Source organism: Oribacterium sp. Sow4_G1_1 (genome assembly GCF_052116105.1).
Lineage (GTDB): Bacteria > Bacillota > Clostridia > Lachnospirales > Lachnospiraceae > Oribacterium.
Genome location: NZ_JBQKLS010000005.1, coordinates 37,769 through 62,991, shown reverse-complemented (window position 1 = coordinate 62,991; position 25,223 = coordinate 37,769). Strand labels below are relative to the sequence as shown.

At 52.9% G+C, this 25,223-nt stretch carries 11 protein-coding genes; all 11 read right to left on the bottom strand.

What is annotated here, in order from left to right:
* Positions 1-79: 79 nt before the first annotated feature.
* The gene (locus ACTQ52_RS05035; protein WP_441981955.1) at positions 80-1,648 is read right to left on the bottom strand and encodes an isopeptide-forming domain-containing fimbrial protein; all 1,569 of its coding nucleotides are present in this window, start codon (positions 1,646-1,648) and stop codon (positions 80-82) included.
* 43 nt (positions 1,649-1,691) lie between these two features.
* Positions 1,692-7,052 carry a SpaA isopeptide-forming pilin-related protein gene (locus ACTQ52_RS05030; protein WP_441981954.1) on the bottom strand — a complete coding sequence of 1,787 codons (5,361 nt, stop codon included), beginning with the start codon at positions 7,050-7,052 and terminating at the stop codon, positions 1,692-1,694.
* Positions 7,053-7,385: 333 nt separating this feature from the next.
* On the bottom strand, positions 7,386-8,390 hold the full coding sequence (locus ACTQ52_RS05025; protein WP_441227203.1) for a type II toxin-antitoxin system HipA family toxin: 1,005 nt from the start codon (positions 8,388-8,390) through the stop codon (positions 7,386-7,388).
* A complete protein-coding gene (locus ACTQ52_RS05020) occupies positions 8,387-8,719 on the bottom strand; it encodes a HipA N-terminal domain-containing protein (RefSeq protein ID WP_441981953.1) in 333 nt (110 codons plus the stop codon). Before ACTQ52_RS05020 ends, ACTQ52_RS05025 begins: the two co-directional genes overlap by 4 nt.
* A complete protein-coding gene (locus ACTQ52_RS05015) occupies positions 8,719-8,922 on the bottom strand; it encodes a helix-turn-helix domain-containing protein (RefSeq protein ID WP_410042224.1) in 204 nt (67 codons plus the stop codon). The genes ACTQ52_RS05020 and ACTQ52_RS05015 overlap by 1 nt, the downstream gene beginning before the upstream one ends.
* A 226-nt stretch (positions 8,923-9,148) precedes the next feature.
* Entirely contained in the window at positions 9,149-18,022 is an 8,874-nt protein-coding gene (locus ACTQ52_RS05010; protein ID WP_441981952.1) for a Calx-beta domain-containing protein, read from the bottom strand.
* Between the two features lie 325 nt (positions 18,023-18,347).
* Positions 18,348-20,855 (bottom strand): excinuclease ABC subunit UvrA, encoded by a 2,508-nt coding sequence (locus ACTQ52_RS05005; protein ID WP_441981951.1) that lies wholly within the window; start codon positions 20,853-20,855, stop codon positions 18,348-18,350.
* 150 nt (positions 20,856-21,005) lie between these two features.
* Complete coding sequence (locus tag ACTQ52_RS05000; protein WP_410042217.1) at positions 21,006-21,386, bottom strand: hypothetical protein; 381 nt, start codon at positions 21,384-21,386, stop codon at positions 21,006-21,008.
* 11 nt (positions 21,387-21,397) lie between these two features.
* Entirely contained in the window at positions 21,398-21,637 is a 240-nt protein-coding gene (locus ACTQ52_RS04995) for a hypothetical protein (RefSeq protein ID WP_410042216.1), read from the bottom strand.
* 204 nt (positions 21,638-21,841) lie between these two features.
* On the bottom strand, positions 21,842-23,383 hold the full coding sequence (gene guaA, locus ACTQ52_RS04990) for a glutamine-hydrolyzing GMP synthase (RefSeq protein WP_441227218.1): 1,542 nt from the start codon (positions 23,381-23,383) through the stop codon (positions 21,842-21,844).
* Positions 23,384-23,496: 113 nt separating this feature from the next.
* Positions 23,497-24,891 carry a magnesium transporter gene (mgtE, locus tag ACTQ52_RS04985; RefSeq protein WP_441227219.1) on the bottom strand — a complete coding sequence of 465 codons (1,395 nt, stop codon included), beginning with the start codon at positions 24,889-24,891 and terminating at the stop codon, positions 23,497-23,499.
* Between the last annotated feature and the right edge of the window lie 332 nt (positions 24,892-25,223).

Below are 25,223 nucleotides of genomic sequence, written 5' to 3'. Positions count from 1 at the left end.
AGCTACTCCCGGATGTCAAGCACCCGGTATCATACATTTGAGAGATATGATCGTCGTTCGAAAGATTACTTGCACCTGATTATGCTCTCTTCTTGATGATGAGGGTAATCGCTGCACCAGCCATCACGATCAGGCCAACCACTGCGAATGCTACCGTACCCATACCACCGGTGGAAGGAAGCTGAATACCTGCCACATTCTGAACATTTGCCTTATTTACACCGGCTTCTCCAGCCTCTACCGTAAGTGCCATTCTTTCAGTCAGCTTGTTATAACCTTTAGGTGCCTTATCCTCCTGCAGATAATATGTTTTACCTGCTGCAAGACCTTCAATGGTAGCAGAATGTTTATTCACAGAACCACCTGCATAAATCTTCGTCTCTTTTTCAGCACCCGTAAGAACTCTATAAGTATTAGTTCCGTCGCCCTTTAAAGAAACCGGAATCTGGTTTCCGCCAGTCTCCGCATCCCAAAGTGTAAACTCTGCATCACCAGCATTCTCAGGAATAAACTGATCAGCGCCATCTACCTTCTTAAGTACGAAATCGTAAGCCTTTACCTCAACCTGCGATTCAATGCTCGTATAATGTGCATACTCAAGATGAGCGGTGTTTGTCTCTGCTATATTTGTCACAGCCTTATTGTTAAGTACTGCCTGATAGGTCAAAGTAACTGTCTGGCCCTTATTCGCAGCTACAGCAGCTCCCGGAATAAGGATTTCAATTCTATTATTGTCTTGTGAAACTGTAACAGCATTCTCCCCAGTAAGTTCAGTAGTACCAACCTTTGCTGTTACATCAATAAGTTCGTCAGCGTCTTCACCATCAAACGGAGTAAGTCCTTCTGACATAATATCAACAACCTTAATTTCCTCTTTTGCTGCATAAGCGGGAATGTTTACATTAACAGCATAGGTAATTATTTCTCCATAACTAGCCGTTTCCTTATCTTCAGTTTTCTCTAATGAAGGATAGTCATTCTTTTCATTAATAGTAACACCCTTCTCACCAGTTGTCTGTACAGCGAGTACAGTACCTAATGAAGACTTGATAAGATAATAACCATCTGAAAGCTCATCTGCTACAGCCTTCACGGTTGAGGTTTCTCCTTCTGTCACCTTCGCCTGATTAAAAGTGCCCGTCGCAATCGCTTTATTTAGAATCTTATCATCATCAAACTTTTTGATAATATCTGCAGCGGATATGGAAGTACCCGTAGCTTCAACAATCCATCTCGAACCATCCGCAGACTTTGTAACTGTGAAAAGACCTGTCTTTCGAATCTGATCGGCGAGCTCTTCACTTTCTACATAATATGATACACTCTGAATATTGTTATCAGCATCATACAGGATGTCGGCTTTTAAAATCTGGTAGTACGTATAACTCGTGTTATCTGTGGTTCCTTCTGCTGCTGTACTATTAATGGTAATGCTTGCAGCCATCGAGGTGAACGACATTGATGCAACAAGTGCGCTTGCAGCTAATGCTGCAAAAATCTTCTTAAACTTTTTCATTATCTCTCCCTTTCTGTCTTCTTCGGACATGGTGTGGTGTTCGTTCTTCTGTTTAAACCACAGATGGTTCTCTTTCTTTTGATTCTCTCCTCCGGTCTCTGCCGGAGGAGAGATAAATTCATGTTCCTTCACGTTCTTCCTGGCGCTTCAGTTCTCCAGTGTAGAGGTTTCAATGTTAATGCAAACATCCTTTCTCCCTGCGTTTCACAAGGATGAGATATCCTAAAGCGATCAGCATGAGTGCCATACCGCTCATCGTCGTCATCAGTGTGCCCATGCCGCCGGTCTCCGGAAGCTGGATGCCCGCTGCATTGTAGATGGTGATGGTCTTACCGTCTTCACCAAATGCAACAATTCCATCTATGTTATTTTGGGTTGTTTCTTGCAGCTTTCCATCAGTAATGGTGAATCCGATCTTCTGCGTCAGAAGATTGTATCCTGCCGGTGCTGTGATCTCGGTAAGCTCGTAAGAACCATCCGGAAGGTGTGTTAATGTGGTGCCCGCGCTGGTAACCTTAAACTGTCCCTTTTCATCGGTGATTTCACCAAAGTTTGCAAGCTTTGTTCCATCCTTCTTAATTTCGAACTTTGCCTCGATAGATTTGCTAGCGTCGTTGGCGTCCTTCTTAAAGAAAGTAATCTGCATAGCAGCATTTTTAATCTTCTTATCACTGATCGCGGAACCGTCCGCCACCTTAGAAATGCTGGACGTTACCTCTGTACCGGTCACAACGATGCTTATCTTGTAGATCGTACGGTTATCAAGAACGTATCCGCTCGGTGCCTGGATTTCCTTCATATAGTACATAGCCCCGGTTTTCGTATCGTACGGAAGCTCTGTGAAGGTAACCTTTCCATCCTTATCCGATGTTGCGGTCTTGTAAGCTGTCGTTTCGGTTACATCGGTATACAGTGCAAATTGCGCACCCTCAAGTCCTGTGTTCGGATGATCTGCATCCACCTTCGTGAATTCTACATTCACCGATGGCGAATGATATTTATTTACGAAGGTCACTTTGTTGTCGTAATATTGATATGTTCCATTCTCCTTCTTTGTCTGTAATGAGATTTCTCCAGATGTCGTACCGGTCGTCCATGATGTCGTTTCTGTTATGTCGCCAATCGCGTAATCTGTACCGGTATACGGTGTCGTGCTGCTTCCACCGTCTGTTTCTGAAGTAATATTCTCGATTACCTTATAGGTCTTTGTAGGATCCAGATCCTTGAATGTATAGGACTTTGAACCAGCTGTTCCTGTGAATGAAGAGTACTTAATATCCTTATAAAGGATCTCATACTCCGTCTCGTTCTCTCCCTTCTGCAGGAGCGTGAAGGTCGCATCCTCAAACTTGTCTGCATCGTTTGCATCTGGTGCGGTATTCGAATCCTGGTCATTGACCTTAAACTTCTTCACAATGGTCAGTGACTTCGGATTGTTCTGAGCATTATTCGTTACTTTTACATCTACGTAACCTGCTGAAGGAACCTTAACTTCGCCCTTGATTTCTATCTTATTCGAGTTATATGCCGTATAACTCACTTCGTAAATTCTTCCATATTCCGGCTCCGTCACCTCAATCCGAGTACCTTCCGCTATTCCGGCAAAGTTCGCTGTATCTTTCCCGTGAATCGTGAATTTACCATTTTCATCTGTGTGATAAGTCTTCGAACCCGTGCTGGTCAGTGTGTACTCCTGACGTGCTGCGACCGCAAAATCTGATGCACCTTTCGCCTTCATTCGAAGCTGTAATGTGTAGTTTTCCTTTGCTGCCTGTGTATCATTCAGGCCTTCAACCAATTTCTGAATGTTTACACTGCCATCCGGAATCGGAGGGATGTTCACCTTGATCTTCAGGTTCGATGCACCCTTACCACGTTCCATGTAGAAGAACTGAATCTTATGATCGGAACCATCTGCAAATGTTTTTGTTCCCTCCTTCCAGCTTGTTTTATCAAGCTTTCCAGCCGCAGAATACTGATCATAAATATTAGTTTCTTTCCAGACAACCTTCGTATTTGTTGCATGGTCCGTAAATCCGACCGTTCCGTCTGCGAAATTGATAAATCCACTCTGTGCATCATGGATACCACCGAGATCCAGCACGAGAACGCCATCGATGTATACCACCATGTCGTCATCACCGGTGAATTCGAAAATCATGTCTTCATTGTTCACCTGACCACCTACTGGCTGATAGAACTTTGCCCAACCATACATACCGAAAAGGAAGTTTTCAGTTTCTTTAAATCCATATAATGCTTCGTAATATCTCGGATCCGATGCATCCAGAACCGTACCCTCGTCATCATATTGATTGTAATTCCTTACATTTCCTGTTTCCAGGCGATTATAAGGCATGAAATTTCCACGCTTAAACCAGTAGTCTGATTGATTAGAAGGTGTACCCAGCTGATTATAAACGGTGAACTTACTTGTTGTTTTTCCACTGTCATCTATTAATGTTGCGAAGTTCTCCGCACTGTTGTAATAGAAATATCCGGTCTCATCATATACGGACTTTATGAACAGATGATTTACTTCTGTCTTGTCTGTTGCCGGGAACCACTGGCTAATAGATGCATTATTATTTCTCGTCAGTGTCGGATAGTCGTCACTTCCTGTAACCCTGGAATATAGCCCTTGCGTAATCGAACCACTATTCTCACCATAGGTTCCACCACCGATACCTGCCGCATTCTTATAGTCCTTCATATAAAGGTGGAAGCCCTTAGTCTTATTATCCACTGTCTCTACAGTAGTAAGTGATCTTCCATTACTATAAACTACATAAATCGTATCGTTATTTGCGATGTATCCACTATCTACATGCTTATCTTCGCTTCCCTCCACCTTTGTTGTAATTGTATACTGCCACTTAGTCTGTTTATCCTGCGTGACTTTCTTCAGCTTGTTATCAATCCGTGTGCTATTTTTGAACGATGTACCCTTCCGTGCCAATTTGACTTCTTTAAAAGTCATTTGCTGAGCATAATCCGCTGCATACTTACTGAAATCAAATTCTGTAATATTGGTGTCGCTATCCGTTATATTATTTAATTTCCAATGATTATTCGTGTAGACCTCTCCACCATTTGTATCCACAAACTTAACTGTTGCGCTCTCGTTATTCTTTCCAAATGTAATGGTGAAGCCAGAGAAGCTGTTTACGGTGAAGGTACTTTCAACTGCAACGGCTTCTTCCGGGAGAATCTTCTTCGATTCTGCTGCGGTTTCTGCGATGGCTGCGGTTTTTTCGTCCGCGTTTTCACTATCTACGGTCTGGAGCTCGGTGACCTTACCGTCTCCGTCGACCGGCTTGATCGTTCCGTGGTCGGATGTAGCGTCCTCGCGATATTCTGCGACGGTGTCGACATTGACCGCGTCCGTGCTCTTCTCGTCGAGGTGGCGGATTGCCATGGTGCTGATGTCCGCATCCTCCGGGAGGGCTTCCTTATAAACCTTGATTCTTACCTTGACTGCGCTGGAAGGTTCGACTTCCTCGCCGGCTGCGTTTACGAAGCGGATGTCCAGGGACTGGGAGTTCTCATAGACGCCGTCGGCCTTGAGGGCTTCGACCTGCTTCTCGTTGAGGGTATCCTCGTTCACTGCCAGGCTGCCATCCTCGGCTTCTTCCGGCTTAGCGAGTTCCTTGAGTTCGAGCTTGACGCTCTCGGTAAATGCGTTATCCTCTGCGAATACATTGACTTCGTAACGATCGGTGATCTCTGCAGACCAGAAGGACTTCGAGAGTTCATCGAGGGTGTACTGGAGGACACGTGCGCTGGCTACGGAGCCATCCACGAGGTCGGCGGCTCTTGTCTCCTTCAGGAGGGCCTTCCGCTCGTTCTCGAGCGCGATGTCCATATCGGTCTTCACGGCTGCGGTGGTTTCGATCGCTGCCGCTGCCGTGGTTTCCTCAGTATTCGGGGCTTCGATTCCGGTACCTGCTGCCGGAGTCTCTTCCGGATTCGGAGTCTCGATTCCGGTACCCGCTGCCGGAGTTTCTTCAGTCTTCGGAGCTTCGTTCTCGGTGCCCGCTGCCGGGGTTCCTTCGGTCTTCGGGTTTTCGTTCTCGGTGCCTGCTGCCGGATTTTCCTCTGACTTCGGAGCTTCGTTCTCAGTGCCTGCTGCCGGAGTCTCTTCCAGCTTCGGAGCTTCGTTCTCGGTGCCTGCTGCCGGCGTTTCCTCGGTCTTCGGCGTTTCCTCTGCCTTCGGAGCTTCGTCTGCGTTTTCTGCCTTCGGCGCTTCCTCGGACTTCGGGGCTTCTACGACTGCCTCGTCGTCACTCTCCGCCGCTTCTGCGCGGATGACGCCGAGTCTGCGCTCGATCTTTATCATCGTTGCATTCGCATTCTCTGCGATGGTCTCGATGACTTCCTTTACGGTGTCAACGATGCCTGTATTTTCTGCTGCCGCTGCGGTCTTCTCTGCCGCCGGCTGCTCGGTGTTTTCTGTGGATGTCTGTCCTTCCGCCGGGAGCCCGGTCTCAGCATTGGCCCCGTCCTCGGACGGCTGTGCTGCTGCGCTGGTCTCCGCTGCTGCGGAAGTCTCGGTCTCGCCATTCTCGGCTGTCGCACCGGTCTCCGGAAGGATTACGATGGACTCGCCTGCAGTTCCGCTCGCCTCTGTGCTCGGCTCGATCGCGGTCTCAGTGGACGGCTGCATTGCGGCTTCTTCAGAAGGCTGCGCTGCGGCTTCACTGGACGGCTCGGTCACGGCTGCGCCAGTCTCCGGTGCCGGGGTCTCGAGGGTCTCGTCGATACCGCTCACATCGAGGGTGCTCATCACGCCCTTGATGACGCTCTCGGCCTTCGCGACCTTGATGCCCTTCTCGAGGGACTCGCCGTTCAGCTCGAGGTTAAAGGTGCGTCCGGCATCTGCGTGATTTATAAATAAGAAGGTAAGCTTCTCGTCACCGCTCAGCTCGTAGGTGCTCGGATCCGCGGATACGATCTCCTTCTCGCTTGCGTTCATCAGCTGATTCGAGAACTGATCGTAGAAGCCTGCGAAGAGGGAATCCGGCTGATAGAGCAGGATTTCCTTTCCTTCGTCCTTCGACGGATCGAAGAACTCGACCTTCGTGCTGGAGCGCTCGATCTCACTCGCGGTCGCCGGCATGAGATTGCCAGCAGCCTCGGCCTGCTTCTGATCCATCTGGATCAGGGCGACGATCTCGACCCCCGCATCCTCGAGTGCCTGCAGCTCTCCATCTGAGAAAAGCGCCAGCTCGTAGAGCGGATTCGAACCATCGGTCAGGGCGCGGTACGCCGCCTGGGTCTTCGCATCCTTGCTGACCGCGATATACGTGTCGTCGTAAACATTGGCCTCTGCAAGCGCAGCGCGGGCAGCCTCCATCAGGCTGCCGCCGTTCAGGTTGAGGGTGACCTTCTTTCCGTCCACCTTCACCCCGCCGACCTCGACGCGGTTATCTGCAAAAGCGATTCCCTGTACGTTTGACAGGCACATGCTGACTGTAAGTAAGCCAACAAGACCTCTCTTGGCTAAGTCTTTCATTCTTCTTGTCTGTCTTTTCATTGCTTCCTCCGAACCACGCGCGTTGCGTTATGCTTCTAAACTGTATCCAGCAACATTTATCTGAACTACCAACGTTCTGGTGACGTCCTCATGCTTATATTCAGGAGTCATCTCAGGCTCGATGTAAGTATCTCGTTGGCGATGATTATATTGTATAACAAAAGACAGGCCTTCGTGAGAATCTCGACACAAGATGTAGAAATCACGACACAAGATGTAAAAAATCGAAATTTGGTTATGGCTGGCATGTTCAGTCATAAAAAAATCCCGGCACGGTGTTTAACCATGCTGGGATTTTAATAATATAAGGGTGAACGGAGGGGGGCGCTGAGGTCAGTCCATATGCTCCAGAGTTTCTGCAGAGGCAGCATCCGGAGTCTTTCGATCTCTCGGCGACAGCATACTGCAACGTTCCTCGATCAGTGCACAGATCTCTTCTTTCATGTGTTCCGGGAGGAAGGATGCAGCGCACAGCTCCAAAAATTTCGGTTTCATGCGCAGGAGCCGGGCAATCATTTTCTCTGCGGCTTTTTCGGGGATTCCGCAGGCAGCTGCGAAGACCAGGAAATCTTTTCGACGAAGGTTCCGCTTCTTCCCATTCATCGTCAGCGCAAACTGCTCCTTATCTTCCGGCATGATGACATTGACAGGAAGAAGATCATACGCCTGCGACAGATGGTAGTCCTCGCTCCCCGCCTCGCTTTCAATCAGCGAAAAGTTCTTAAGATGCATGTCCGAATTTCCGACGATAAACGAGAATACCAGTCGTATAAAGAGTTCACTCATGTCCAGACCGCGCTGCGTGGAGTAGCGTTCGATCACCTTCGCACAGCGCTCATAGGAGCCTCGGTACTTGTCCTGCGTTAGTCGGAGATCCAGCTGGCAGAAATCTTCCATCGCGATCTTACGGATTTTCGCCCTGTCGATGATACGGTCGATGCGCTTCGTGATATATGCAAACTGCCCGTTTGCTCTGATCAGGGCATGTGGCACCGTCGCGATGCGGGCTGCATCTGCCATGCACATGACGAGCTGCTCCGCTTCGGGCAATGCTTCAAACTCCTGGACCTGTGGCTTCAGAATGTACCCATTCGGATAGTTGACCAGTGTCAGCCTCGGCTGCTTTTCATCTGAAAAGAGATGCAGGGACAGTTTCTTCTGCACACCAGTGACCGTGTATCCGTTTTCGGTATTTTCCTTTGTGATCTGCCGGAGTGTTTCTTCATCGAGCCGGATTTCCGGCAGCGTACGTGTGCCGAAAAAACGTCTGATACAGGCCGTATGCCATCCATTCTGATCTTTTTCACGAAGCGGTTTCCCGCAGCATAAACAGTTCATACTCTGGCCTCCATGATCGATACATTTCCAATCGGGTCCTTGCACGCTTTCAGCAGCAGGCCGAAACGATCCGTCGGGAGGAGCTTCCAGTTCCGGCTGATGACATTGAGCAGCCATCCTTCCGGTATCAGGCCGTCAAAAAAGGAGAACAGCGTGCTGGATCTGTAGGGCTCTTCGCGCAGCGGAAGGGTCAGGGAAACCGCCGTGGCGTCAGCGCGCAGCATATACGCGCGGTCATACGAAAAGGTATATCCGCTGTCTGTCTCACTTAAGACGCCGGCATAGGTATCCCGCACGTATACATATGCTTTTCTGAATGTCTCCTCCATCAGGCTTCATCCTTTCTTCCGGGTACGGCTTCCATATCGAACATCGCGAGGGCGACATTCACCTTATCCATGCGGACCGTTTCCTTCCCCTGCTCCAGATCACGCACGAAGCGTAAGCCCAGCCCGGAGCGAATCGCGAACTCCTCCTGCGTAAGCCCTGCCGCACGCCGACTCTTCTTCACAAATTCTGCTATTTTATTCATGTGTGTTTACCTATGCTCTCCCTGATGAAGTTATGCAGACACGTGATAGTCCGCATTCTGCACGCCGTGTTAAAATCATTTTATACCTTTAAGGGTATAATGTCGATAGTTGACGGTGCATTTATACCTTATAGGGTATAAAGCATGAAATGCGGATGCGTTTTATACCCTATAAGGTATAAAGAGTCAATAAAAAGAGACGCCCGGCAAAGGCGTCTCTTTTTTGTTACTGTCCGGTCCAGGCGCCGGTCTGGTCGACGTGGTAACCGTCCGGTGTGATGGTGTTCCGGAGGAGGGCACCCATGGTGCCGCTGCCTTCGTCCTTCGAGAAGTAGTACCACTTTCCGTCGATCTGCTGCCAGCCGATGAGCATCATGCCGCGGGTGCCGTCCGAGGCAGGATTCAGGTAGTAGATGTTTCCATCGGCATCGGTCACCCAGCCGGTCAGCATCCTGCCGTCCGGTCCGAACTTGAACCAGCCGTAGCGCTTCTGGCGTCTGCGCTCGTCGGCGTACGGATTATAGATACATACCCAGCGATTCGTCATCGGGCTGGTGCCGGTCTGGTAGCTCCAGCTGCCATCCGCATTCTGGATCCAGCGTCCGCCGGTTTCCACCCAGGTCGGGAGGCCGGACGCATAGAGCTCGGAGGCCCGGTCCGCCGCGGTCTTTCGGCTGGAGGATCCAGAGCCACCGCTATGACTGCCGCTTCCCTGGCTGCCACCGCTGACATGGACCGTGATCTCATCCTTCAGCATCAGCTTCGGGCTGTAGACCTCGATCGTACAGCTGCCGTTTCCGACGGCGGTCACCGTACCATTCTCGTCCACGGTCGCCACGCGACTGTCGGAGCTCCGGTAGCGAAGATCCGTACACAGCGCGCCCCACGGTGCACACTTAACCTGCAGCGTCTGCTGCGCCTTCGCCGTGAGGTTCAGGCTTTCCGCGCCGTCCTCGATCTCGAGCACGACCGGCTCCGCGCTGTAGAGGTCGCCGTACGCCGACGCGACACTCGCACCGTCCTGCACGGCCACGAGCTCCAGGCTGATCCGTCCGAAGCCGTCCCAGTCCTCCGTCTCCGGTGTGAAGCGAAGTGTATCCTCCACGGAAGCGCCGGATCCCAGTGCACCGAGGCCAATGCTTCCGACGGCACGTTGTCTCTCTGCACCATCGAGTACATAGGCCACGACTTCGCCCGCTGACGACGCCGCGTTGCCGATGTTTTCGATTTCAAATGGGATGATCCCCTCCTTTCCGTCAAATGTCAGCTCGCCCATGTCGAGGCGCAGCCGCGCTTCCGACTTCAGCTCGATCTCTGCCGTCGTCTCGGAAGCCGTCGCGGTGTCCTTCTCGACGACGCTCAGCAGAATCGATTTTCCGTCGAGGTCCCCGGTCGGCACCGTCCATGGAATCTGCACGGTAGTTTCCTCGTTCGTATCGAGGAGACGGTCGACCTCGCCGCTGTACAGCAGCGTTCTCACGCCGTTTTCCATCAGATATGCCTCGATCGAGAAGCCCTTCGCCTCCAGCAGTCCGGCATTCCGTACATCGAAGCGGATCGTCGAGGTCTCACCGGCGATCATGCTGCTGTCCATATCGATGGACAGCGGGTCGATCTCCAGCGATCCTCCGCGCGCGAAGTCGATCGCCGCGAGGGCGTTCTGACTGAACTGAATCTTCCCGTCCTCGTCGATCCACTGCTCATAGTAATCTGACAGGAGTCGGATGCTGCCATCCGTCGCCATCGTGAGCGTGAAATCATCGATGACCTTTCCGGCATTCGGGTGCGAGGAACCCTTGATCAGCTTATCAAGATTCGTGATGCGGACCGCATCGGTGAAGCCCCATGCGCTGTTGGAGTGATGGCCGTTGCCTTCACTTCCATCTGGGCCGATGTCTGCGCCGCCATTCGTACCAGTGCCTGCATTGCCGCCTTCACCACCGGTCGTGCCGGTGCCTGCATTGCCGCCTTCACCGCCGATCGTGCCGGTGCCTGCATTGCTGCCTTCACCGCCTGTCATGCCGGTGGATGTACCGCCAGACGCACCGGTCGTACCACTGCCGGTGCTTCCGCTCGTATCCTTCGCCATCCGGTAGCGTCGACCATAGAGCTCAACCGTCGCCTTCTCGATCTCCGATCCGAAATCCGTATAGAATACATACAGATCGCGGCCATCCCCGGTGATCGTGTAATCATCGATGGAGCTGCTGTGGTCCTCGTCTTCCTTGATGCGGGTCTCTACCGTTCGGAAATCGCCCTGGGCGATCGACTCATAGTAGCTGCCAATATATCCAGATTTAGGGCTATTGTCATCTACGTCCTCCGGAAGTCCAAGCTCCGCTGCCGATTTCTTATACCAGTCGTAATCCGGCGTTCCGCCCTGCACATAGTAGGCACCCGCCGCATCCTTATAAGCGCCACCGATCTCTGCGTTATGGAGCAGCGCCTCGATCAGTCCGCTGACATCGAGGAGTTCGAGCAGCTCGCCGTCCTCGGTCCAGCTCAGCACGAGATGTCCATTCACCTTCGTGAGCTTCGGCACCGCCTGAGCCTTATCATCGCTGCCGATCCGGATCGGATAGTAATTCCGGGAATGCGTCACATCGCCGAGTCCGAGATACAGCTTCCGGTCACCGGTCGTGAGGTCCCCATCCTGATCGAGCGTGTACGCCGTCACGAGGTAGTCAGTACCCTCGATCTGGATGCCCTCGGTCTGGTAATCCGTCACGAGCGGATCGATCTTCTTGCCGTCCCGAATCACTACATATTCGTTCTCCACCTTGACCGGGTCAATGCTTACATCCAGCGTCGCCCGTACAGCCGTGGAATAACCCTTACGGAGGTCCGTCAGCTCGTCCAGCTTCGTGAGCGTCGAGATATCCCGTGCGACGTAGGTGCAGTATACCTTACCGCCTGCGGTGCAGAGCGACGGTGCCTGAAGATAGAACTCATCAAGCTTCGATGGGGAAATCTGGAATTCACTGCCCAGCTGACCACTCGTTACATCATATACTCTTCCGCTGATCTTGAAGGCATTGAACTTCTTTCTGTACGCATCCATCGTCTCTTCGTCATTTGCGCCCTCGATCTTCTTCGACGCATCCATCCAGGCGATGACAACCTTGTTTCCAACAAGCGTCAGCGCCGGCATGGAGTCATAGCTTCCATCCTCGTCCAGGGTCACCGGCACGCTCCAGCTGTCGCCCGCCTGATTGCTGATGGTGTAGTAGAGGCGGGAGGTATCGCCGTTATCTGAAGCTGCGATGAAAACTGCAAACGCACGTCCATCCGGAAGCTCGACCATTTCCGGACGCGTCCGTTCCGCCGCATGTTCCAGGAGTATCTGCATCCTTACCGGCACCGGCTGTGCATTGACGCCACCGGTTCCGCGGAAGCTGCTCATATCCGACGAGCCCATGTCGTAGCGTTGGAAGGAAATTTCATCCTCGCCCAGGCCGGCATACGCCTCCTCGTAAGCATCGTTCAGTGAAAATGCAGCGGCCACGTCATCCTCTTCTGCCGCCTCGTCCAGTATCGCACGGAGCGGGAACGTGCCTGCCGTCGATGCTTCGTCATCTCCTTCAGCATTCAGCGCAAACGCGTGATCATCCGTGTCGTCTGCTGAAGCCGCGTTCAACGGCAACGTATCTTCAAACTCCTTCGTAATAGCGTTGTTGAAGAACTCCACCTTCGTCTTTCCGGCATAATTGCCCCAACCCTGCTCGATCTTTGCGATATTGAAATTCACTTTGAGGAGGACGAGGTCGAAGCCGAGGCCGCCGGCCGCGTTCAGGATGATGCCATACGGATCGCCGGAGACATTGTCCTTCACCAGCTGCAGCTTCATCTGTATACTGATATAGCCGCGCGCACTCAATACGCCGCACAGACCGGCGCCCACCTGCACCTTCGCCTTCACGACAGAATCCAGCTCGATCAGGAAATCACTTCCCGAGAAGATGTTCTGTACATTTCCGCTGTAGGCGTTAAAATCGCCTTCGCTAAACGCTGCCTTCCCGGCCGCACAGACGCCGCCCATCGTGAGATCGACCTCGACACCACCAGACAGATTCAGGAAGCATGGCACATACCCGACCATCGTATAGAAGGTTTTCGATGCATCCACGGCACCGCCGACGGTGACGGCGGTCGTCGCGAGTACATACTCGTTCTGCACCGGATCCAGCAGGAATTCGAAGCTCAGGTTGAAGATCGCACGCACATCGATGTACCCCTGTGCCTTCGTCATACTCGCCCGTTCGTTCGACGCTTCCGTAAGCTTCCGCTCACGAAGCGCTTCGCTCTCTGCTTTCCTCACCTCGTAGTCATTGAGATCTCTCAGTTCCTGCTCCGAAAGCTCCCGGTCTTCCCATATCCTGCTGCGGATCTGATCTGCGCTTTCTCCGGCATTGGCTGCGTCCTTTCCGGCTGCGATGGCTTCCTTTTTCGCCGCCTGCGCTCTCTTGGCAGACGCATGATAGTTTTTCACAGCGTCTGTCTTCTGCTGATTCGTCTTCAAGGAGCCGTCCTTCAGCATCATATCGAAGTTGATGTTCAGCGAGTAACCGCTTTTATCCGGGTAGTCTAGACGAGAGAAGTTCAGGATACCACTCTGGGCGGTGCTCTTCGCCGCACCCAGAAGCGGAATGTTTACATCGCCCATCGCCCCGTCGATATCGAAGCTCTTCGGTGCGATCTTCTCGTTTTCCACATAACTCACGAGACCGGTGTCGACCGTCGGATAGATGATCGGGATCGATTGTGCTGTATCGCCCACCGTCACACTGCGCTTTTCCTTATCCACGATCTGCACTGTGATCCGGTCACCGTTGTGCAGATTCGTGAGCATCGACGGAATCTCCGCCGTGAAGATGTTCGAGCCTTCCAGCGTCGCACGGCCCTCGTAATCTGCTGTTGAACCGGTGACCGTCCGCACGGTGAATACCAGCTTCTCGATGCTCCGGCCCTTCGTATCCACGACCGCCGTCAGCTTCAGATTATCATCGAAGCAGCGCACCTGGTTCTTCCGAAGATCCGTCTTCTGACGGCTCTCCGACTTATCATAATCATAGGAAATCGACGTCACCACCGGTGCCGTGATCGGGTACTGCACCTCGAGCATGCCGGCATCCACACTATACACCTGTGTGATGCGGTCGAGCGTACCGCTGCCGAATACGTAATCCGCCACCTGTGCATCATCGATGCCGTTATCGATCAGGAGACTGACGCGGTCGCCTTCCTTCGCCCGGAGTCCGGCCAGGCTGATGATACCGCTGTCATCTGCCGTCGCCGACTGAAGCTGTACGTGGCGGCTTCCGTTCGTCACGAATTCACCGTTCGCCAGTGAAACAGCATACCCCTCTGCCGGATTCGTCTTCGCCTCCAGCGCGGTTTCACGTATGGACTTTACGCGCGTCACGACGGTTCCGCCGAGGCTGTACTCCCTGAGATCGCTCTTCTTCACCTTCTCGATGTCGAGCTTCAGGAGATTATCCGCGGTGTTGCTGCGGAGGATGAAGCTGTAGCCCTGGGTCTGATAGGTCCTGCCCGTCATCTGATCGGTGATCACTGGACGGTATACATAATTGCTGTCGGAAGGCGTACCGGTCACCAGTACCCGGACGGTGCATGCGGCACCGATCGCCGGCTTCATCATCTCTGCCCAGCCGTTCTTTTCCGGATTCAGATTCAGGACATTCTTTCCCTTCAGATAGCTGCCCTCCAGCTTTTCCTGCGAAATCAGATTTTCGATACTGAGATTCTTTCTGGCTTCGTCGGAAGCGAACACGATCTCCACATGGTTATCGTTCTTCGCGAGCAGTGGACGAAACACATAGTTCTTCCCTGAACGCAGCGTATAGGATCGGGCATCCCGGATACTGTTGAAGTGTACGCCGCCGTCCTCGGAGATTTCGAAGCCGGTGACGCGGTAATTTGCATCCTCGGATGTCGCACTGAGATCCAGCGTATCACCTGCGTGGAAGATCCCGGAAGCGCCAGCCTTCGGAAGATCAGAGGAGGTAAAGCCTGCCGTCGTGCTTCCGCCGCCCGCATCCGGTGGCACCACACTGACCTTGACATCCGTGTAAGCTACGGTCGGCTTAAAGTTCAGCTTCTGGTAATAGGATGCGCTCGACAGCACACCGCTTTCCGTATAGGTTTTCTTCTGAAGGCTCTCGATCCAGTTCACGAAATACTTATCCATGACGATGGTGTCGAGATGTGCCGTCGCACGCTCCTTCACCGTCTTCACCGCATCCTTCGAAAGATCGATGGCGTCACTGTTCACACTCTTTCCAGTCATGCGGTCGAGGTAGCTGAGATAATCCTCCGGATAGCTGGCGGTGACCTTCTTATCCTTATCATCTGCAGAGATGGTGATCGTATAACCGGTGATGGTACCGAAATAGCCATCTACACCATTGACCGTGCTTTTATCCAGGGTGAAGACGATGTTCGCATCGTCTGTATCGACATTTGTAAAGATATTCCGGCTGTCGGTTTTTCCCGCTTCGATGATTTGCGCGCCGCACTCCATCTTTACCTGCATCGGCACGGTGTCGGTCGTTCCGAGGAAGCTCATCTTCTCCGGATTCGTCACACTGACCTCATACTTTTTATACATCGCCGCGACACCATAGAAGCGCATATAGCTCTTCGGCGTCTGGGTCTTCGAAGCATCCACTGCATAGACGATGGCCTCGATATTATCGGCGACGTTCTGTACCTTGATCGCTGCACCGCTCGAAAGCTCCGGGGTATCAAATTTACCATTCCTGTCCTTCTGCTCGAGGTCCTTTCCGGCACCCAGCGCATGCAGCTTGAAGCGGAGCTTATTGCCTCCGCCGTAGCTGCTGATCTGCTTCCAGTGTGGAATCAGATACTGATAGTAGAGTCCGTTGATGGTCGGGCGGCCGGCCGGCGGATTTTCGTTCGAGCTCCATACGGAGCCGGTACACCCGGTGGTCGTATGGAGGTATTCCAGCTTGCCCTCACCCTTATGGAAGTCCGTTTCTCCCTTCGGAAGCAGATAGCAGTTCTGGAGCGTGCCGAGCCCGTTCGGCTTGCTTCCGTGGCGCTGATCCTTTCCATAGGAAAAGATACCGCCGACGTTGGTGCTGGCGGAGAAGAAATACTGTCCGACCTCCAGTGCCGGCTGATAGCTTTCATCGTAGATGTCCGCTACGACATCGCCCTTTTTATACTTTACCTTGTAGGCTTTTCCACCGATCGTGATGTCGAAGGAAAGATCGTCGGAACCATTTGCGACTGCGCCGTTGGAAGCATTGGCCTCCTCGTCCTCATCTGAAAGCACAGCAACGCTGGAGAAGAGCGTCGTTTCCTCTTCCCCGTCGATGACGATCGCGTTCGCCTCCGTCGTGGTGCCGGCCTGCGCAGCCAGATAATCGCTGAGATACAGTGTGCTGTCCTTCGTGAGGGCGAGCTCCACTTCCTTTTCGGTTTCGTACGGCGCGAAGACGACGGTGCCGTAGACCTGCTCCGCGCCGCTTTCTGCGTCCTTGCCGCGAATGTTCGCAGACGCCATCGAGTATTCGGCGCCCTCGCGCTGCAGGGTCACGAGCGCCTTTCCGTCCTCGACGGTAAATTCGTCGTCTGCGAAGGAAAGCGCCGACTGCTCCGACGCCTCGTCGTCCGTGATGATGACGGAGAGGGAGGTGACCTTGTACGGCTCCATGTTTTCGGCGTCGGTGATCATCACCGAGAATGCCTCGGTGCCCTCGGCGCGGTCATCATCGCAGATGCGGAACCGGAGGTACTGCACGTCTTCGCCAAGTGCGAAGTGGATCGTCTGCTCCGCGGAATGTGGGATCGCCGCGACCTGCTCCGGCAGGATCTGGGAGAGGATCGCATCGGTCAGACTGCCGCTGACACCGCTCGAGCCCTCTTCACGCGTCGGCTCACCCGTCGCCGCCTCCTTCAGCATCGCGAGACGGCTCTTCGTCGAGCTCACCGCATCGCTCCCGGCGACCGACAGCACGGAGGCCGAGGCGACGGAGTCGAGATCGGAAGCATTGACCTCCTCGTCGTCGAAATCAGCGTCTTCGTCGAAATCGGCGGCGTTTGAATCATCGTCATCGAGATCGGCGTTTAAATCATCATCGTTGAGATCGACATCGCTGGAATCATCATCGAGATCGGCATCTTCATCTGCGGCGTTGAAATCCTGATCTGCTGATGAATTCTCATCTTTATCGTCCTCCGATGGGTCATTTTCGGCGAATGCTTCATCCTCGTCATCGTCATTCAGTTCGGACGGAGAGGCCTTCTTTACTCTTCTGGCATGTGAAGATACTTCGATATCAGCCTTTGCCATCTCGTTTGTATCTTCATCTGTATGTTCATCCTCATCTATGTCCTCGGATGCCTCGGCATCTTCGGCTTCATCTGCATGCTCGATTTTCTCGGTATCCTCGGCTTCACCTGCGTCTGCTTCTGACTGTGCTGCCTGCGCAACCCACTCGAGAACCTCCTCCGGACTCGTCTTTCCGGTCTCACCGATCAGATTACCGTCCGCATCGAAGCGGTACTCCGTGCCCTGCGGCGCACGTTCATCACTGTCGGAGATTTCGCTACCTTTGCTTGCGATCTCGCTGCCGCTCGCGATGGCATCACTGTCAACATCTGTATCCTCACTGCCACTGGACGAGCCTTGATCGTCGGTGTCCCCGACTTCGCTTTCATCGTCTGTCTCTTCTCTGCCACGGTCGGCGACCTGCTGCAGAAGCGTTTTTCCGCTCTCGAGCTCCGTGATGTCGTCGCCCAGCAGCCGATAGTCCTCGTTATAAAGTGCGGAGATGTCGAGGGTATGAACCGTCACCGACGCTTCCTGATCGAGATTGCCTTCACGGTAGATCGCGATCTCATAGCTGTCTGTGGCCTCCTTCAACGTCAGTCCGGACACGCCGAAATAGACCAGCTCCCCTTCCGTAAGCTGGTCTTCACTTAACCTCGCGCCCGCGATCACCGTCGGACTCTGCTGCGGTATCTCCGCAAGAGAGCACAGCGGCTGCAGAAGAACCATCTGCAGACCCAGAAGAATCGACGTGATGCGTTTCGCAGGCGTTCGGTGTTTCATATATGTACCTCCGTAGATATGGACAGATGCGGATGAAAAGAACTGCACACCACAGAACGGATGATGTTACAGACATGTCCGGGCGGGTGCACAGTTGGAACATTGGCCCATTTTTATGCAATATGAACAATGCTTCCAGAATCACAACTTTATTTTACAGCAAAAGTCCTCCCTATTGAGAAAAATCGACACAAGATGTAAAAATCGCTGCATAAGATGCGGACCATCTTAAGAATTTCGCAAAGAATTCTTAATGGGGTCTGACCCCATTAAATTTTTCTAAAGACGAATTCAGGGCATATATTACGCAAGATTTATTTATCTTTTATATGTAATGCCCGGTGATACTTTCATCTATCTGTTTGATTTCATCTGGTGTCCCGCAGGCAACGATTCGGCCGCCTTCCTTTCCGCCGCCCGGCCCCATGTCGATGATGTAATCAGCATTTTTAATGACATCAAGGTCATGCTCGATGACAACGACCGTCGCTCCATGATCGATCAACGTCTGAAAAACAAGCAGCAGCGTCTTCACATCCTGCGGATGCAGACCGATCGTCGGTTCATCAAAAACAAACACAGCGTCGCTCTGGCCTTTTCCCATCTCGCTGGCAAGCTTTAAGCGCTGCGCTTCACCGCCGGAAAGTCCCGGTGTTTCCTCTCCAAGGGTCAGATAGCCGAGCCCTAAGCTGTGCAGCACCTGCAGCCGCTGCTGCACGAGTTTCAGTCCGCCGAGGGCGTGCATCACCTGATCCACGCTCATATTCATGAGTTCCGGCAGAGTGTATTCCTTCCCGTCCTTTGCCTTTCTGCGGATATCAAAAGCGTCTCTGCTGTACCGGGAGCCCCGGCAGTCCGGGCATGGAATCTTCACATCGGGCAGAAACTGAACATCCAGCGAGATATCCCCTGTGCCATCACAGGTCGGGCAGCGGAGTTTCCCCGTATTATAAGAGAAATCTCCGGCCTTGAAGGCGCGGTCCTTTGCGTCTTTTGTTTTTGCGTACACCTTTCTGAGTTCGTCGTGGACATTGGCGTACGTCGCAACCGTCGAACGGACATTGATACCGATCGGCGTCGCGTCGATCAGTTTGACCTGTGTGATGCCCTCCGCTTCGATGTTTTTCACATGGCCCGGCAGATTCTGTCCGCTGATCTTTGCCTTCAGCGCCGGAATCAGGCTTTCGAGCACCATCGTCGTCTTGCCTGAACCGGAAACGCCCGTCACGACGGTAAGCCGCCCCATTGGTATCCGCACATCCAGAGGGTGCACCGTATGAATCGTCCCTGTTTCCAGATGTATACTGCCTTTCTCAAACATGGAAGCCGTCTGCAAAACCGGACGGATTCTTGCTTCATACTGATCGGAAAGGAACGGCCCGATGACAGACTGCGGATTCTTCGAAATATCTTCGATGGTTCCCTCGGAAATCACTGTCCCGCCGTCTGCTCCGGCTCCTTTTCCCATCTCGATCATCCAGTCAGCGTGCTTCAAAACCTGCGTGTCATGATCGACAATGATGACGGAATTCCCATCTGCACGCAGATCGTCCATTACACCGGTCAGTCCATTGAGATTGTAAGGGTGCAAACCGATCGACGGCTCATCGAGAACATAGAGAACGCCGGTCGTCCGGTTGCGGACTGCTCTCGCGAGCTGCACCCGCTGACGTTCACCCGTAGAAAGTGTGGCAGCCGCACGGTCAAGGGACAGATAGCCAAGTCCCAAATCCATCAACCGCTTAGAAACGTCCATAAAGGATTCGCAGATATTTTCCGCCATGGGACGCATCTCTTCCGGAAGAGATGCCGGTACCCCCTGCACCCAGGGAATCAGTTCCGAAAGCGTCATTGCTGTCGCCTCATCCAGGCCGATCCCCCGAAGCCGTGGCGCGCGGGCCGCATCAGAGAGCCGTGATCCATGGCAGTCCGGGCAGACGTCTTCTTCCAGATATTTTTCGAGACGCTTCATTCCCTTCTCGTCCTTGACCTTGGCAAGGGAATTCTTCACGGAATTAACTGCGCTGTAATAAGTAAAGTCCATCTCCGTGGGTTCCAGCGTGTTCGGATTGACATAGTGGATGTGATGCTTTTTCAGCTCGCCGTGGTAAACAATTTCCTTTTCCTCCGGCGTGAGGTCACGGAACGGCACGTCGGTCCGCACGCCCATCGTCCGCACGATATCCTTCATCAGCGACCACATGAGCGTTCCCCAGACGACCACTGCACCTTCGTCGATTGTCTTGGTATCATCCGTCACCAGTGCAGCCTCGTTCACGGTCTGAACGACGCCTGTTCCGCCGCAGGTCTTGCAGGCACCGGTACTGTTAAAGGCCAGCTCCTCGGCTCCGGGGCCGTAGAATTTCGCCCCACAGACAGGGCAGGTGATTTCCTGCATAGCCGCAACCGAAAGAGACGGCGGGCAGTAATGCCCGTTGGGGCAGCGATGACTCGCAATCCGGGAAAACATCAGCCGCAGGCTGTTCAGCAGCTCCGAAAGTGTCCCGAACGTACTGCGGATGCCGGGCACTCCCGGTCGTTGGCGCAGCGCAAGCGCCGCCGGTACGTACCGAACCTCCTCCACATCCGCCCGTTCCGCCTGCGTCATCCGCCGGCGCGTATAAGTGGAGAGCGATTCCAGATATCTGCGGGATCCCTCCGCATGCAGCACGCCAAGTGCAAGCGAGGATTTTCCCGAGCCGGAGACACCGGCAATCGCTACGATTTCATGCAGCGGAATATCTACATCTATATTTTTCAGGTTATGAACCTTTGCACTGCGTACCTCGATATATCTGGGCAGCATCTTTCTCTGTCTGATTTCACTGGACATAACTCTTACCTCTTCTCCGTACATTTTACCCAGCGGATATGAAAAACCCCTGTAAACCTTGTCCTTTCAAGACTTACAGGGATTCGAGTGTTTATTCGAGTTCGACATGTAACCAGTATAGCATAGAGTTGGATATTCAGGTAACGAAAATTACTCAAGTGGAGGCAGTTCTGAAAGCGCTATTCGAGTATAAGCACCATTTTTCTTATCTTCCGGATGCGGCTCAAGCCCGATAATTGTTATAGACTCTTGATCCGGTCCATATACCCAATAGATCCGCATCGCTCCACTTGTTTTATTTTCTAGATAAGACTGCCAGACACGTTCCCCGTAGCGATTCGTCAATTCCGGAATATCATGTGTCTGTAAGCCTGGATGTCTTGGATTCTCGGCCAGAAGTTTCAACGTCTTTCCTAACTTTTTATAGAGTGAAGCATCCATCTTACTGATTGTCCCCGCTCTATGCTCTTTCTGCAGTCTCGACCATAAAGCCTCCATTTCCGGTAGGCCCATTCTGATATTAAACTTCATCCCACCATACCTCAGAAATCAGAAAGGTCCACGGGATCCGATACCTGACCGAGCTTAAAGTTGCGAATTGCCTGATCCATGCCAGAAAGGGTTCTGGATGAAATCTCTTCTGGAATAGCCAGTTCGCGAGGTTCCAGCATAATGCATCCATTATCATATTCTTTGACATTGTAATACTGATATCTAGCCCCACGGAGAGTTACCCGTTTTTTGCTGTCGATATGTACATCATAATTTTTAACTGCTTCCATAATGATTACCTCCAGATGTAGTGGGATATCCCACCACCAGCATAACATTTTTCATAAGTTTGTCAATCTTGACCGATTGTCATTTTATCCGCAATACCCCGAGTCAAGGATGGTATCCTTTTTATCCGGTTGTCATTTGGTTGTCACCGAACAAAGAAAGAGGCTGAAACCCGCGAAAATCCGTGGGTTTCAGCCTCTAAGAAATTATTCGAGTTCGATGGTTCCAGGCGGTTTGCTCGTAAGATCGTAGAATACGCGGTTTACGCCCTTTACTTCGTTGATGATGCGGTTCATGCACTTCTTGAGTACTTCGAACGGGATGTTCGTCACTTCTGCGGTCATGAAATCGTCGGTTTCGACGGCACGCAGTACGACGGCATAGTCGTAGGTACGGAAGTCACCCATGACGCCGACGGAGCGGACGTTCGTGAGCGCTGCGAAGTACTGGTTGATCTGACGATCGAGACCGGCCTTCGCGATCTCCTCACGGTAGATGGCGTCGGCGTCCTGTACGATGCGCACCTTCTCCGGGGTGACCTCTCCGATGATACGTACGCCGAGACCAGGGCCCGGGAACGGCTGACGGTATACGAGATACTCCGGCAGTCCGAGCTCGAGGCCGACACGACGAACCTCGTCCTTGAAGAGGAGGCGTAACGGCTCGATGATCTCCTTGAACTCGACATCCTTTGGCAGGCCACCGACATTGTGATGTGACTTGATGACAGCACCCTTACCGAGGCCGGACTCTACGACGTCCGGATAGATCGTTCCCTGGCAGAGGAAATCGACGGCACCTATCTTCTTCGCCTCACGCTCGAAGACACGGATAAACTGCTCACCGATGATCTTCCGCTTCTGCTCCGGCTCGGTCACGCCGGCGAGCTTCTCGAAGTACTCCGGTCCGGCATTCACACGGATGAAATTGAGGTCATACTGGCCGTTCGGTCCGAAGATGGACTCGACCTCGTCGCCCTCGTTCTTACGAAGCAGACCGTGATCAACGAATACACAGGTCAGCTGCTTACCGATGGCCTTTGCCATCAGGGTCGCGGCTACAGAGGAATCGACACCGCCGCTCAGTGCGAGCAGTACCTTACCATCCTTTACGGTCTCGCGGATCTCCTGGATCTTATCCTGTACGAAGGTCTCCATCTTCCAGTCGCCTGCGCACTTGCAGACATCATACAGGAAGTTATGGAAGAGCTTGTGTCCCTCGACGGAGTGCTGTACCTCCGGGTGGAACTGTACGGCGTAGATCTGACGTGCCGGATCTTCCATGCCGGCCACCGGACAGTCTGCGGTATGGGCGATGATATGGAAGCCCTCCGGTACCTCGGCGATGTAATCCGTGTGGGACATCCACATCGTGGTCTCATCGGAGATGCCCTGCAGTACGGAATCCTGACGATCGACGAGCACCTTCGTGTGTCCATACTCGGAAACCGGTGCGGTCTTAACGACGCCGCCGAGCTCATACGCGATCAGCTGTGCGCCATAGCAGATGCCGAGGATCGGGATCCCCATCGAGAAGATGGCCGGGTCGATATGCTGGGACTCTTCCTTGTACACGGACTGCGGTCCGCCGGTAAAGATGATTCCCTTCGGGTTCAGAGCCTTCAACTGATCGAGGCCCATGGAAGACGGATGTACCTCGGCATAGACACCGAGATCACGAATTCGTCTTGCGATTAGCTGGTTGTACTGTCCACCGAAGTCCAGTACGACGACGAGTTCTTTTGCCATAACGCTCCTTTGCTAGCATACATTCTTCTATTTAAAACATCAAAACGGAAGATTTTTTGTCATTAAATTATTATATGCGACGCTACTTTCATGCGCAAGATACGAATTATATTTTATACAATATGCAGCATCTCGATGAGGAGAAGCCATGCGAGACCATAATAAGTCACAACCGCCACGAGGTCGTTTACCGTCGTGATGAGCGGACCGGACGCCACCGCCGGGTCCACCTTCACCTTATGGAAGAACATCGGGACCAGGGTGCCGACCAGGCTCGAGATGACGATCGCCACCAGCAGGGAAATGCCTACGCATCCGGAGATCAGCATTGCCCTTCCAAAGGTATAGCCCTTAAACAGCGCGATGTACACGCCGAGGAAGAGCACGGCCAGCACACCGAGCAAGGTGCCGTTGCAGAAGCCGACCTTCATCTCCTTCGCAATCAGATGCCACTTATCCTTCGCATCGAGGTTCTCGTCCATGAGCACACGGATCGTCACCGCGAGCGACTGGGTGCCGACGTTACCGGCCATGTCGAGGATCAGCGACTGGAAGCAGATGACGATCGGGAGGATCGCTACGACGCCCTCGAAGGCACCGACCACCGACGACACCACCATGCCGAGGAAGAGCAGGATGACGAGCCATGGCAGACGCTTCTTCACACTCTCCTGCGTGGTCTCGTTCAGGTCCTCCTCGGAGGAGAGACCTGCCAGCTTTGCGTAGTCCTCACTGATCTCGTCGTCGACGGCCTCGGTGACATCCTGCGCCGTGATGATACCGACGATCCGGTGATCCTGGTTCAGCACCGGGAGGGAATCCTCCGCGTAGTCCTTGATCTTCTCGATGCTCTCCGAGATCTTCTCGTGGTCCTTCAGGTACGGATAGGAATCACTGATGATCGACTCGAGCGGCACGTTGTCACGGGCAATGATGAGGTCCTTCAGGCTGATGGCGCCGCAGAAACGCTTGCGGTCATCCACCACATAGATGGTGGAGATATTGTCATTATCACCGGCCTGCTGGATGAGCTCGTGCATCGCCTGGCGGATCGTGAGATTCCGGCGGATGCGGATATAATTCGTCGTGATGAGACTTCCGATCTCATCGTCGTCGTAGGAATTGATGAGGCGGATTTCGGTCTTCGTCTCGTCGTCGATCATCGGACGAAGCTTGACGCGCACGCTCTCGTCGATATCCTCCCAGAGATCGATCGCATCATCCGCGTCCATCTCGTTGATGATCTCCGCGAGCTTCACGATCCCGATCTCCCCGATGTACTCGGACGGATTATCCAGATAGGAGATAACCTCTGCGAGCCACTCCGCGTCAAGCGCCGTATAAAGCAGATTCCGCTCCGCGCGGTTCAGGAGCTCGAAGCTCTGCGCGATATCGTTCTCATGGTAGCCGCGGAGCTCCTCGCGCATCTCATCCAGGGAGTGCGATGAGCGTACGATGTTTACGATCTCCTCGGTAAATACAGGTTCCTTTAAAACTTCCTTCATCATGATGAAGCCTCCTTTCTCCCCCGAAAAAAGGGCACAAAAAATCCACCGTCACGAAAGCTGTGCACAATCAAAAGTTGTGAATTCAGTCTCAACGATGGATGAAGGCTTCTATCCTATATAAGGGCGCATCAATCAATGGATGTTTACAGCTGCTCCGCCTCCGACATACAAAAGGCATACCAGGCTGTTCATCATCAATCAGCGACCGATTCGGTACGAATCACTCAAGACGCCTGCAAAAGAGGCCTAAGTGCTCTGCGTTCACATAGTATACAAGCCCGAATCCATCATTGTGTGTACTTCGACTTCCACTATCACAACTGTCCATATAC

What these genes read in the sequence shown, in the direction of transcription:
- mgtE (WP_441227219.1), bottom strand. Translation starts at nt 24,891, where the DNA reads ATGATGAAGGAAGTTTTAAAGGAACCTGTATTTACCGAGGAGATCGTA.
- ACTQ52_RS05030 (WP_441981954.1), bottom strand. Translation starts at nt 7,052, where the DNA reads ATGAAAAGACAGACAAGAAGAATGAAAGACTTAGCCAAGAGAGGTCTT.
- ACTQ52_RS05000 (WP_410042217.1), bottom strand. Translation starts at nt 21,386, where the DNA reads ATGAAGTTTAATATCAGAATGGGCCTACCGGAAATGGAGGCTTTATGG.
- ACTQ52_RS05015 (WP_410042224.1), bottom strand. Translation starts at nt 8,922, where the DNA reads ATGAATAAAATAGCAGAATTTGTGAAGAAGAGTCGGCGTGCGGCAGGG.
- guaA (WP_441227218.1), bottom strand. Translation starts at nt 23,383, where the DNA reads ATGGCAAAAGAACTCGTCGTCGTACTGGACTTCGGTGGACAGTACAAC.
- ACTQ52_RS05005 (WP_441981951.1), bottom strand. Translation starts at nt 20,855, where the DNA reads ATGTCCAGTGAAATCAGACAGAGAAAGATGCTGCCCAGATATATCGAG.
- ACTQ52_RS04995 (WP_410042216.1), bottom strand. Translation starts at nt 21,637, where the DNA reads ATGGAAGCAGTTAAAAATTATGATGTACATATCGACAGCAAAAAACGG.
- ACTQ52_RS05020 (WP_441981953.1), bottom strand. Translation starts at nt 8,719, where the DNA reads ATGGAGGAGACATTCAGAAAAGCATATGTATACGTGCGGGATACCTAT.
- ACTQ52_RS05025 (WP_441227203.1), bottom strand. Translation starts at nt 8,390, where the DNA reads ATGAACTGTTTATGCTGCGGGAAACCGCTTCGTGAAAAAGATCAGAAT.
- ACTQ52_RS05010 (WP_441981952.1), bottom strand. Translation starts at nt 18,022, where the DNA reads ATGAAACACCGAACGCCTGCGAAACGCATCACGTCGATTCTTCTGGGT.